Origin of the sequence: Arthrobacter sp. USHLN218, assembly GCF_037144715.1 — a bacterium.
GTDB lineage: Bacteria > Actinomycetota > Actinomycetes > Actinomycetales > Micrococcaceae > Crystallibacter.
In genome coordinates, this window is record NZ_JBBCYT010000005.1 from 245,842 (window position 1) to 257,882 (window position 12,041).

A 12,041-nucleotide genomic window follows, 5' to 3' on the forward strand; every position below is an offset into this window, starting at 1 on the left:
GCAGGTGGGCGCGGTGTTGTGGGTAGGTCAGGACTGCGCGTGGGCGGGTCGGAACTTCCTGCCGGCGGGTCAGAACGTCGGGACGTTGGCCAGCAGCTCCTGCGTGTACTCGTGCCGGGGATGTTCCAGCACTTCGTCAGTGCTGCCGGACTCCACGATCTGCCCGTGCTGCAGGATGGCCATGCGCTGCGAGATGTGCCGGGCGAGCGCGATGTTGTGCGTGACGAAGAGCATCGACATCTTCGTCTCGTGCTGGAGGGTGCGCAGCAGGTCGATAATGGACGCCTGTACCGAGACGTCCAGCGCGGACGTGACCTCGTCGCAGACCAGCAGCGACGGCGCGTTGACCAGCGCCCGGGCAATCGCCGCGCGCTGGCGCTCGCCGCCGCTGAGGTCGCCGGGGCGGCGGTCCAGGTAGCTGCTGCCGAGCCGGACCTGGTCCAGCGCCTCGAGCACCCGGCGCCGCCGTTCCTTGCGGCCCATCTTGCCGGACATCTGCAGCGGCACCTCGACGGATTCGCAGATGGTCCGCCGCGGGTTCAGCGAGGAGAACGGGCTCTGGAAAACGTACTGGATACGCTGGCGCTGCTCGGCGGTGCGCGCCCTGGTACCGGCGGACAGGGTGTCGCCGGAGAGCCGGACCTCGCCCGAGTAGTCGTCGTTGAGCCCCGCGACGCAGCGGGAGAGCGTCGTCTTGCCGGAGCCCGATTCGCCGAGGAGCATCATGGATTCGCCCGGCGCCAGCGTAAAGCTGATGCCGTCCAGGATCTGGTTGCTGCCGTAGGCCAGGCGCAGGCCGGAGACTTCCAGGAGAGTGGCGGATGCGTCCCGGTCCGCGTCCTCCACGGCCGCCACCTGCCGGGGAGCAACCACCGGCTGCTCCCCGGTAATCACGGAGGTCCGCCCGACCCGGCGCTTGCCGGCCAGGTCCGGCACCGAGTCGAGCAGCTTCCGCGTGTACTCGTGCTGCGGCTGGTATAGCACCTGCTCGGTGGGCCCCTGCTCCACCACCTCGCCGGAGAGCATAACCACCACCTCGTCGGCAATCTTCGCCACCACCGCCAGGTCATGGGTGATGTAGAGCCCGGCGACGTTGTGCAGCTCGGCCAGCTGGCCGATGGTCTGCAGCACCAGCGCCTGCGTAGTGACGTCGAGGCCGGTGGTCGGCTCGTCCAGCACAATGACGCTGGGCCGGCACGCGAACGCCATCGCGATGCCGACGCGCTGCTGCTGCCCGCCGGAAAGCTGGTGCGGGTAGCGGCGCTGGTAGGCGGTGCTGTTGTCCAGTCCCACCTCGGCCAGCACCTCGGCCGTCCGCGCGCGGCGCTCCGCGTCCGAACTACCGTGGCCCTGCACCTGCAGCACCTCGATGATCTGGTCGCCGATCCGCATCGCCGGATTCAACGACAGCGCCGGATCCTGCGGGACGTAGGAAATGACGCCGCCGCGCAGCTTCCGGCGTTCCGGTTCCGGCAGGTCCAGGATGTTCGACGACGGACCGGCACCGTTCACCCGGATCTCGCCGCCGGTGTGCTTCAACCCGGCCCTGAAGTGGCCCAGGCAGGCGAGCCCCGCCGTCGTTTTTCCCGAACCGGACTCGCCCACGAGGGCGAGAATCTTCCCGGGCTGCAGTTCGAAGGAGACGTCGTGCAGGATCTCCTTGCCTGCCGTGGTGGCGATCCTGAGGCCGGAGGCGCTGAGGACTGCCGTTCTGATCGGATCCTGCAGGGACGTGCTCATTTGCTTGCTCCCACGTTCGCGTTCGCCGCCGCGCGGGCCAGCGAATCGGTGATCAGGTTGATGCCGACGGTCAGGACGGCGATGGCGAGGACCGGCAGGATGACGCCCCACGGCTGGACCACCAGCGCGATCCGGTTCTCGTTGATCATCAGGCCCCAGTCCGCCGTCGGCGGCTGCATGCCCAGGCCCAGGAAGGATAGGGACGCCACCGCGCCGATCGAGTAGGTCATGCGCAGGCCCAGCTCCACCATGAGCGGGCCGGTGATGTTCGGCAGCACGTCCTGCACCAGGATCTTCCAGCGCGGCACGGCGTACATCTCGGCGGCGCGGATGAAGTCCTCGGTGATGACGTCCACGGTGGCCGAGCGGGTGACCCGGGCGATCCGCGGCGCGTGCGTGATGCCGATGACGGCCACCAGCACCCAGCCCTCCGGCCCCAGGACCGTGATGGCCAGCAGCGCGAAGACCAGAGACGGCAGCGCCAGCAGGACATCATTGCTGCGCATGATCAGGCTGTCCACCCGGCCGCCCTGGTACGCCGCCGTCATCCCCGCCAGCACGCCGAGCACCATGCCCAGCAGCGTCGCCAGCGCGGAGTAGGCCAGCAGGCGCAGCCCGCCGTCGAGGAAGCGGCTGAGGACGTCGCGGCCCAGGTTGTCGGTGCCGAACACGCCGTCCGGCTGGAACGGCCGCCCGGTGAACTCGGTGCTGGTGAAGCCCGTGACCAGAGGCAGGAGTACCGGTCCCAGCAGGGCCAAAAGTACGACGGCGGCGGTCAGCCCGATCCCGATCTTCGCCTGGCGCTGTGCCACCAGCCGGCGGAGCAGCCCGGGCGGCGCCTTGGTTTCTTTGGTCACGAGCTGGGGCGAATCAATGGCGGTCATCGGGCACCCCCGGTGCGTAGCTTCGGATTGGTCAGGATGCCGACGACGTCGGCCAGCAGGTTCACCACGATGTACACGGCGGCGATCAGGACGGCGAGCACCTGGACCACCTGCACGTCCCGGTTGGTGACCGCGTCCACGAGGGCCTGGCCGATGCCGGGATAGCGGAAGAGGAACTCGACGACGACCACGCCGCCGGCCATCCACGCCAGCTGGATCGCCACGACTTGGGCGACGGGGGAGAGCGCGTGCGGCAGGGCGTGCTTCAGGATGACCTGCCGCTCGGGCACTCCCTTGAGCCGGGCCATCTCCACGTAGCCGGACTCGAGGACCTCCAGCATCGTGGCCCGCATCATCCGGGTGATGTAGGGAGTCACCACGAGGACCAGGGTCAGCGTCGGAAGGACGAGCTGCTGCGGATAGTTCCACACCGGCTCCCCGGGCGGGGCCATGGTGACAGACGGCAGGATGGTGAACACCGTCGTCGAAAACAGCGTGACCAGCGCGATGCCGATGACGAATTCCGGCAGCGCGGCTAGCACCAGGCTGGTGCCGGTGGCGATATGGTCGCCGGCCCGGCCGCGGCGCAGCGCGCTGTAGGTTCCCAGCAGCAGGCCGACGGGGATGCTGATGGCACCGGCCGCGATCAGCAGGACCAGCGAGGCACCGATCCGCTCGCCCAGCAGCGCGCTGACGGCGCCGCCGGAGGCAGCCGAGACCCCGAAGTCGCCGATGAAGAGGCCGCCCAGCCACGACAGGTAGCGCTGCCAGACCGGGTCGTTGAGGTTCATCTGCTCGCGCAGCGCGGCCAGCCGCTCGGGCGTGGCCTGCTGGCCGAGGATGGCCTGCGCCGGATCGCCGGGCAGCAGCAGCGTGGCCACGAAGACCAGTACGGACACCGCCAGCAGGATCAGCACGCTGGTGGCCAGCCTGCGAAGGATGATGGGCATCATGAGGCGCCTCCTAGCCAGACGCGGCGGAATTCGAAGCCGGACAGGGCCAGCCCGGTGCGGCTGGGGACGAGGCCGGCGACGTACTGCTGGTAGGCGTCCGCCTGGTTCGCGTGGCCCCAGATGATGTAGCCGCCTTCGTTGTATTCGATCTCCATGGCCTTGGCGATCAGCGCGTTGCGCTCGTCGTCGTCGACGGTGGCGTTGGCCTTTTTGATCAGGGCGTTGAACTCGGGGTGGTCCCAGTGCGTCTCGTTGAACGGCGACGTCGGAAGGGTGCTCGCGTTGACCTGCGGCAGGTAGTTGCGGGTGTAGTAGAAGTCCTGGGCGAAGTCCCACTTCAGGTAGCTGTCGCCGAAGAACGTTGTGGTGTCCACCTGGCGGATCTTGACCATGATCCCGGCCTCGGCGGCCTGCTGGGCGAAGACCTGAGCGGCTTCCACCGCGCCGGACTGGATCGGCGCCGTCACGAGCTCCACGGTGAGCCCGTCCGGATGGCCGGCCTCGGCCAGCAGCGCCTTGGCCCGCGCAATGTCCTGCTTGCGCTGCGGGAGATGCGAGGGATAGCCCGGGTCGAACGGCGAATACATGTCGTTGCCGAGGCTGCCGTTCCCGCTGAGCACCTGCTCGATCATCTGCTCCCGGTCCACGGCCAGCCGGAAGGCCTCGCGGACGCGCTTGTCGTCGAAGGGCGGGCGGTCCACGCGCATCGTGAACGGCATCCAGGCGCCGGTCTCGGCGGAGAGGATGCTGATCCGCGGGTCGGCGTCGATGACCTCCAGCAGCGTTAAGGGGATCTGGCCGATCGCGTCCACCTGGGTGGAGAGCAGCGCGTTGATCAGCGCGTCGTCGTCGTTGAAATTCAGGATCTCCAGCTCATCCAGATACGGCTCGCCGTCCCGCCAGTAATGCTCGTTGCGGACAAAGACGCTGTTGCGTCCCGGCGCGAACGACTTGAACCTGAACGGGCCCGTCCCAACCGGCGCGGCCGGATCGAAGTCCGCGGGCACGATGCCGAGCGTGTATTGGCCCAGCGAGTCGTCGAACGCGGCCGTGGGAGTGTTGAGCCGGAACTCGACCCGGTGGTCGTTGATGACGGCCACCTCGTCCAAGATCACCAGGCTCGCGGCGCCGCTCTTCGGATTGTCCGGATCAGTGATGCGCTTGAACGTCGCGGCAACGTCCCTGCCCGTGACCGGCCGGCCGTCGTGGAACCGGACATCTTTGCGGAGGTCGACGGTCCAGGTCAGCGCGTCGGCCGAAGGCGTGACCTTGGCCGCCAGTAGCGGCTTCAGTTCGTAGTTCTCGTCCCAGTAGAGCAGGGACTCGTAGAGGTTGACCACCCGCGCGATGTCGGTGGTGCTCACGGAGGTATGGGCGTCCAAGCTGTCCGCGGCGCCGCCGCCGGCCAGGCCCACCCGCAGCCGGCCTCCGCGCTGGGGCGGGCCGGCCGGAGCGGACAGTACCGCGGCCGGTCCGGTGCCGCACGCGGCCAGGAAGCCGCCCAGCCCGAGGGCCAGGCCTATCCCGAGAACCCGGCGCCGGGTCGGCGCCAGGGCAGGTCTATCGGGCAGCTGCCCGCGAAGAACAGGAGATGTTTCCACTGGTCCTTCTTTCGTAAAAAGGGACGGCTAGGAACTGACTGTCCTGCCGGTCCATTCCGGTGCCGGCTCGCCGGGGCCGGGCAGGAATGAGGTGATGGTGTCCATGACGGAAGGGTCGAATCCGGTGCTGCGTCCGGACTGCTGGTCCACGTGCAGCGCCAGCAGTTCCTCGGTGGAGATCAGCGTTTCCCCGGAACGCATCTCGTGGGCCAGGTGCAGCTTCTTCGGCCCGGCGGCGACAATCCGTGAGGTCACCGTGAGCTCCGCGTCCAGGTCGGTCTCGGCGAGATAGCGGATGTGTGCCTCGACCGTGTAGAGCGAGCGACCGGTGGAGCGCCGGTACTCCTCATCGAGGCCAATCTGTTCCATCACCTGGTCCGTGGCGTAGCCGAAGACCAGGACGTAGAACGCCTCTGACATGTGGCCGTTGTAGTCGATCCACTCGGGCTGCACCCGGCAGCGGTACGCGGGCAGCACGCCGGGAGCCGCCGAGCTCATGCGCCGCCGGCCCTGACCTGGGCGATGGCGTTGCGGATCGCGATGATTGCCTCGTCGCGCTCCGCCACCAGTTCGACGACGGACCGCCCGGCGGCCTCCTCGTCGCAGCCGGCGATGACCGCGTTGCGCAGCCCCGGCGTCAGCTCGGGTGCAGCCAGTCGGGTCCACGGGGACAGCAGCGACGGCCCGAAGTGGTCGAGCATGTGCGCCATGCCGCCCTCGCCGCCGGCCAGGTGGAACGTCAGCATCGGTCCCTGCAGCGGCCAGCGCAGGCCCGGCCCGTCGGTGATGGCCAGGTCGATCTGCTCCACGGTGGCCTCGCCGTTGTCCACCATGTGCAGAGCCTCGCGCCACAGCGCCTCCTGCAGGCGGTTGGCGATGAACCCCGGAACCTCGCGGTCCATGGTGATGACGGACTTGCCGATCAGTTCGTACCAGGCCGAGGCCCACTTCACGGCGGCGGCCGAGGTCTGCTCGCCGCCCACCACCTCGACCAGCGGAATGAGGTACGGCGGGTTGAACGGGTGCCCCACCACCAGCCGGGACGGGTTCCTCGCCGCGGTCGCCATCTCCGTCATCCCGTAACCGGAAGTGGAGGAGGCAATAACGACGTCGGGGGCCGTCACCGCGTCGATCTGCGCCAGGAGCGACTGCTTGAGTTCCAGGACCTCCGGCGCGCTCTCCTGCACGAAGCCGGCGCCGTCGACCGCCTCGGCGAGATCGGTGTGGACGCTGATGTTGTCCTTCGACGCGTTAGGCGCGAGCCCGAGCTTGGTCAGGGCGGGCCACGCGGCGTCGATCAGCCGGCGGAGCTTCTGCTCCGCGTCGGGTGCGGGGTCCCAGGCCTTGACCCGGAAGCCGCGCGCCAGGAAGTACGCGGCCCAGCCCCCGCCGATGGTGCCGATGCCCACGCAGGCGATCGTGTCGACGTCGTTCATGTCCAGGGGAGTGAAGTCTTCGGTCATGTTCACGCTTTCTTCTCGAGCTGGAGGATTTCGCGGGCCTCGTCCGGAGTGGCGACGGAGGACCCGAGGTCGTGCACGATCTGGATGGCGCGTTCGGTGAGCTGGGCGTTGGTCGCCTTGACGCCCTTGCTGAGGTAGAGGTTGTCTTCGAGGCCCACCCGGACGTGCCCGCCGAGCAGGACCGACTGCGCGACCCACGGCAGCTGGTCGCGGCCGATGGCGAAGGACGTCCACTGGGCGCCGTCGGGCAGCATGTTCACCATGGCCTGCAGCAGACCCGCGTTGACCGGGGCGCCGTAGGGGATGCCCATGCAGAGCTGGTAGAGCGGTGGGGGAGCGATCAGGCCCTCCTCGACCATGATGTTGGCGAACCAGAGGTTCCCGGTGTCGAAGATTTCCATCTCCGGCTTGACCCCGAGTTCCTTGATCCGCTCGGCGCCCTCGCGGAGCATGTCCGGGGTGCTGATGTAGACCTGGCTGCCCTCGCCGAAGTTCAGCGAGCCGCAGTCGATGGTGCAGATCTCCGGGCGCAGCTCCTCCACGTGGGCCAGCCGCTCGATCGCGCTGACCAGGTCCGTGCCAGGCAGCTGCTTGGTCGGCTCGCCGGGATCCAGGATGAGGTCGCCGCCCATGCCCGCGGTCAGGTTGATTACCGGGTCGACGTCGCTCTCGCGGACCAGCCGGACGACCTCGCGGTACAGCGCCACATCGCGCGATCCCTGGCCCGTCTCGACGTCGCGCACGTGGATATGGACCACCGAGGCGCCGGCCCGGGCGGCGGCGATCGCGTTGTCGGCGATCTGTTCCGGAGTGACGGGCACGTGCTCGCTCTTGCCGGTGGTGTCGCCGGCGCCGGTCAGGGCACAAGTGACGATGACCTTGCGGTTCATGCAGGGCTCCCTTGTTCGAGGACGATGTTGCGGTCGATGAAACTTTCGATATGGCGGTACATCTGATCCGAAGTCAGCATGCCCGTGAGGACCTTGATGCCCAGGCCGTCGATCAGGCTGGTGAGCTCCATGGCGAGCTGGTCGGACGGGACCACGACGAAGGCGCCGGCCTCCTGGCCCTGCACGATCGCGTCCTCCACGGTCTTGAGCCAGCGCCGGTAGCCCTGCGCGTGGTTTTCCTTGCCGGAACCCTCGACGGCGACGTCCGCCCAGGTCTGCAGCCAGATGGAGAATTCGGCTTGGCCTCGCTCGCCGGCGGGCAGCTGCAGCTCGATCAGCCGCTTGAGCCGGCGCACCGGGTCGCTGACCTGAAGCAGCTCGGCGATCTGCCGGTCGAAGGCCAGCTTGATCGAGTAGCGCAGCGCCTCGGCGAAGATCTCGCGCTTGCCCGAGAAGTAGTAGTGGATCGCCGCCGTGCTCAGATTGCAGGCGTACGCGATGTCGGCCACGCGGACCGCCGAGTAGCCGCGGCGCGCGAACAGCCACCACGCCGCCTCGATGATCGCCCGCCGCTTCTGCGCGTGCTCGTTGTTTTCCGGATGCCGGGTCGGAAGGACCATCGGCGGCGGCGGAACCGAAGGTCCGTGCGTCTCGTCCGAACCCGACAGCAGCCAGTTCACCGTCACGCCGGTGATGTCCGCCAGGCTGGTCAGTTCCTCCGGATGGAAACGCCGCGTGCCATTCAAAGCCTTGGACAGCTTCGTCTCGTCCAGCCCCATGTGATGCGCGATCTCGCGCTGGGCCATCCCCGAGTTCCGGATCGACGTCCGGACCCGTTCTGTGACGCCGGTCTCATTTGATGCCATGCGTCGAAGCTAGTCGCTGTTTGCGATTCTGGCAAGGGCTGTTAACTAGAAGTCAGAAGTTTGCGATTCGCAGGGTGAGGGTTTCATTGTCCGCCTGTTCCAAGGAACTCTTCTTTATCGGGTGTTCGACGGGCAGATGTAACGTGGCTCGTTTTGCGCTCGGCGGAGTTCAGTGCGGCTAAAGGATTCTTTTCAGTTCTTTCAGGCACAGCTTTGGCTGTTGTCCATCCGATAAGCTGCGATGCAGTCAAACGTTTCTTTGGGGAGAAGTCATGGCACGAGCAAGTTTCAACATCGCTCCTGGCGTTCGGATCAGTGCCTCCAGCAGGGGAATCCGGACGAGCGTCGGGAACAGCAAGGCTCGGGTTTCCTTCGGCAGCGGCGGGATATATTCGTCGGCGAAGGTCGGCGGAGTACGAGTGAGCCAGTCGAGCCCCACCTCGACGATGAGGCGCCCCTCGAGTCATTCATTCCAGCTGAAACGTCCCAGCCTCACACAGCTTGCGCGTGCTGAGAAGGCAGCTGCCGCCGAGGCGCAGATCGCGGAGCTCGTTGCGTTGGAGAACGCCCTGGTGTCGCTCCACCATGAGGACTTTGAGCGGGCTGCGCCAGCCGACGTTCCAGTGCCGCCCATGGCTGACTACGAACTCATTCATGACGCGTTGTCTCAGCAGATGCTGGCGGGAATTGGTCGCTTTCAGTTGGCCGAGCGCAAGGCAGCGAAGGTCCAAGCCGACCAAATGGCTCATGCTGAGAAGGCTCGGCTCGAAGCTGAGTGGCAGCGCAGCTACCGGATTCATTGCGGACTGGCCCAGGAGAACTGGGAAAAGCTTCTCGGTCATGAGCCGGAGGCAGTCATGATGGCGCTGGAGGAAGCTTTTGCTGACAATGCTTCCGAAGCGACTTGCGTCGATGTAGGGGCCGAAGGCGGCACCAACTATGCCACCGTGGTCATCCTGTTTGGGTCAGCGCAGATGGTTCCCGAGAGGACAGCGTCCTTTACTCCGACGGGTAGGCCCACGACGAAGAAACGAACTAAGGCGGACCGCAATGCGCTGTATGTTGCTGCCTTGGCTTCGACGGTCCTAGCCACGGTCAAGGAGGGGGTGGCCGTAGCGCCGTCCGTCGAGGAGTTTCGCGTCGTAGTCATGAGGAAAGACTCTGAGGCTGCCACTCCCGCAGATTTCCTGACGCCCGTTTACACTGGCTCATTCCAGAGATCAAACCTTGAGAGGGTGCGCTGGCAGGACGTTGATCCCATCGCGCTTCTTCTAACTGCTGATGAGGCAGTCTTTAGCCGCAAGGGATCGGCGGGTGACGTGATGCCCATCAGCACGGGCGGCAGCACTGGCTTACAGCAGCTGCTCGACGCTTTCAAGTCTCTAGTCAGTAAAGACTGAACAAACGAGCCTGACGCAATCCGGCTTCCTCTATGCCGAATTGCAGTCCAACTGATAACATTCCCTCGACATAAACGCTTCATCATGTCTCGTTGGGGGAAACCATGTATGACAATCCGTACTATCAGCCTGCCCAAAATCGGTCTCCGAAGTGGCGTCCCACTGTTTCTTTCTGGATAACAGGTGTGCTCCTTCTGGTGCTGCTGTTCATTTTTCTTGCGAACGGCGGGTTCGGCCCGTACCTCGTAATTCTCGGCATCATCGCCGCTGTCTCTGGCCTGTTCGCGCTCGTGTTCAAGCGTCGCTCGTGGATGGGACTCGGCAGCCGGGGCGCAGCCAAAACGACCTCGATGTTCGGTGTTCTAGCGTTTGTGTTAGGGCTTGTAGTCACGGGGACCTCAGCCACTGCTGAAGAAAAACTTGAGCCAGTTGCCGGCAGCTTCACAGCAACTCCCTCACCCAGCGCCAGAATGGTGGCATTCACCGAGTGCGACGCTGAAGGCATGATTCAGGGGGCCAACGGCGAGGTCTATATCTGCACCGAAGATCAAGACGGAGTGTTGTTGTGGATGGACCGCGACAATCACGACAAAGTGGTAGCTGTCCTCGCTGAAGAAACAGCGCGAAAGGCAGCGGAAGCCAAGAAGGCAGCAGAGGAAAAGAAAGCCAAGGAAGAAGCGGCAGAGAAGGCCGCCGCCGAAAAGAAAGCCAAGGCAGAGGCTGCTAAGAAGGCTGAGGCCAAGCGCAAAGCCGCGGAAGAACGTAAGGCGGCGGAAGAAGCGGAGCGCCAAGCGAAAGCTGAACGCGAGGCCGAAGCCGAGGCAAACGGCTATGCAAGCTGCACAGACGCAGCGAACGATGGTCTGTCCAACATCACTTCCGATTCACCTGGTTACAATCCTGACCTCGATTCTGATGGCGACGGCGTCGCCTGCGAAAATTCATCAGGCGGCGGTGGCGGCTCGGCGCCAGTCGAGCAGCCCGCAGCTCCGGCACCTGCGCCGGCGGCCTACTACGCGAACTGCACTGCGGCCAAGGCTGCAGGGGCTGCTCCCGTCTATCGGGGGGACCCCGGCTACGGTTCTCACCTCGACAGCGATGGCGACGGCGCGGCCTGCGAGTCATAACCTCCTGAACCCGAATTCGATGGTGTCCTCCCATAACGGCTTGGTTGTGGGAGGACACGACCAAAGGCACAAAATGCAAAAGCTCCAGGCCGCCAGCCTTGCCGCGCTCGCCGCCATCTCAATTCTCTTCGCTGCAACCGGCTGCGAGTCCAACTCCGCCAGCGCAACGCCGCTCGAGTCCTCGAACACGTCTGGCTCTGCTCCGGCTCCTACTGCAACGCCGGCAGAGTCGCCCACCTTGAGCGAGCCGGCAGAGTCGGAGCCCGCACCCGTGACGGAGGAACTTGTCAGCGAGGCCCCCGCCGATCCGTCGCCGGGAACGTCACTTGCACAGCTCGAAACTATCGCGATCAAGGGGAGGGCTCCGAAGACTGGATATGACCGCGATCTTTTCGGCAGGGGGTGGAAGGATCCCGATCGCAACGGCTGCGATGCCCGCAATGACACCCTGAACCGGGATCTGAGCAGTATTGTGCACAAGCCCGGGACTCACGGGTGTGTCGTCGCATCCGGCGTTTTGGCAGACCCGTTGACGGGCACGACGATTCACTTCGTCCGTGGCAACGCAACCAGCACTGCAGTACAAATCGACCATGTCGTACCGTTGTCCGACGCCTGGCAAAAAGGCGCACAACAGTTGGTATCTGAGGAGCGGGAAGCCTTAGGTAATGACCCGCTGAATCTGCTGGCGACGGATGGGCCAACTAATGGGGCCAAGGGCGACGGGGACGCGGCAACTTGGCTTCCGCCCAACAAGTCATTCCGCTGCGAGTACGTGGCAATTCAGACGGCTGTGAAGGCCAAGTACGGGCTATGGATGACACAGGCAGAGCACGACGCAATCCACAGAATCCTGACTGCATCGTGTCCGGATCAGCCAGTTCCAACAGACGAAGGCAGAGTCGCTGTTCCGATTGCTGCTGAACCCCTGCCGGTATCACAACCACTGAAGGATGCACCCTCGGGACCCGTGCCCGCTCCCGTCAGCGGCGCTGATGTCTTCTACAAGAACTGCACTGCTGTACGCGCAACCGGCGCAGCACCGATACGGGTTGGTGACCCCGGATGGGACACGAAATTCGATCGCGACGGTGACGGCGTCGGTTGTGAGTAGTTG

11 protein-coding genes are annotated in these 12,041 nt (G+C 65.6%); 3 read left to right on the forward strand and 8 right to left on the reverse strand.

The features are described 5' to 3' along the window. Nucleotides 1-69: 69 nt before the first annotated feature. The 8 genes from WFH44_RS13515 to WFH44_RS13550 form a co-directional block, all read right to left on the reverse strand. Nucleotides 70-1,740 (reverse strand): ABC transporter ATP-binding protein, encoded by a 1,671-nt coding sequence (locus WFH44_RS13515; RefSeq protein ID WP_336714411.1) that lies wholly within the window; start codon nucleotides 1,738-1,740, stop codon nucleotides 70-72. Next, entirely contained in the window at nucleotides 1,737-2,624 is an 888-nt protein-coding gene (locus WFH44_RS13520; protein WP_336714412.1) for an ABC transporter permease, read from the reverse strand. The genes WFH44_RS13515 and WFH44_RS13520 overlap by 4 nt, the downstream gene beginning before the upstream one ends. Continuing rightward, nucleotides 2,621-3,577, reverse strand: a complete 957-nt coding sequence (locus WFH44_RS13525; protein ID WP_336714414.1) for an ABC transporter permease — start codon at nucleotides 3,575-3,577, stop codon at nucleotides 2,621-2,623. The genes WFH44_RS13520 and WFH44_RS13525 overlap by 4 nt, the downstream gene beginning before the upstream one ends. Further along, complete coding sequence (locus tag WFH44_RS13530; RefSeq protein WP_336714556.1) at nucleotides 3,574-5,100, reverse strand: ABC transporter substrate-binding protein; 1,527 nt, start codon at nucleotides 5,098-5,100, stop codon at nucleotides 3,574-3,576. Before WFH44_RS13530 ends, WFH44_RS13525 begins: the two co-directional genes overlap by 4 nt. Nucleotides 5,101-5,205: 105 nt before the next feature. Next, nucleotides 5,206-5,676 carry a thioesterase family protein gene (locus tag WFH44_RS13535; protein WP_336714415.1) on the reverse strand — a complete coding sequence of 157 codons (471 nt, stop codon included), beginning with the start codon at nucleotides 5,674-5,676 and terminating at the stop codon, nucleotides 5,206-5,208. Next, a complete protein-coding gene (locus WFH44_RS13540) occupies nucleotides 5,673-6,641 on the reverse strand; it encodes a 3-hydroxyacyl-CoA dehydrogenase NAD-binding domain-containing protein (protein ID WP_336714557.1) in 969 nt (322 codons plus the stop codon). Before WFH44_RS13540 ends, WFH44_RS13535 begins: the two co-directional genes overlap by 4 nt. Before the next feature lie 2 nt (nucleotides 6,642-6,643). Further along, on the reverse strand, nucleotides 6,644-7,531 hold the full coding sequence (locus tag WFH44_RS13545) for a 3-keto-5-aminohexanoate cleavage protein (protein ID WP_336714417.1): 888 nt from the start codon (nucleotides 7,529-7,531) through the stop codon (nucleotides 6,644-6,646). Beyond that, nucleotides 7,528-8,397 carry a TetR/AcrR family transcriptional regulator gene (locus tag WFH44_RS13550; protein WP_336714418.1) on the reverse strand — a complete coding sequence of 290 codons (870 nt, stop codon included), beginning with the start codon at nucleotides 8,395-8,397 and terminating at the stop codon, nucleotides 7,528-7,530. The genes WFH44_RS13545 and WFH44_RS13550 overlap by 4 nt, the downstream gene beginning before the upstream one ends. 632 nt (nucleotides 8,398-9,029) lie before the next feature. Between WFH44_RS13550 and WFH44_RS13555 the strand changes: the two genes are divergently transcribed. The 3 genes from WFH44_RS13555 (at nucleotide 9,030) to WFH44_RS13565 (ending at nucleotide 12,038) form a co-directional block, all read left to right on the forward strand. Next, on the forward strand, nucleotides 9,030-9,797 hold the full coding sequence (locus WFH44_RS13555; RefSeq protein ID WP_336714419.1) for a hypothetical protein: 768 nt from the start codon (nucleotides 9,030-9,032) through the stop codon (nucleotides 9,795-9,797). A gap of 92 nt (nucleotides 9,798-9,889) precedes the next feature. Continuing rightward, a complete protein-coding gene (locus WFH44_RS13560; RefSeq protein WP_336714420.1) occupies nucleotides 9,890-10,924 on the forward strand; it encodes an excalibur calcium-binding domain-containing protein in 1,035 nt (344 codons plus the stop codon). 73 nt (nucleotides 10,925-10,997) lie between these two features. After that, on the forward strand, nucleotides 10,998-12,038 hold the full coding sequence (locus WFH44_RS13565; protein ID WP_336714421.1) for a GmrSD restriction endonuclease domain-containing protein: 1,041 nt from the start codon (nucleotides 10,998-11,000) through the stop codon (nucleotides 12,036-12,038). Nucleotides 12,039-12,041 lie beyond the last annotated feature (3 nt).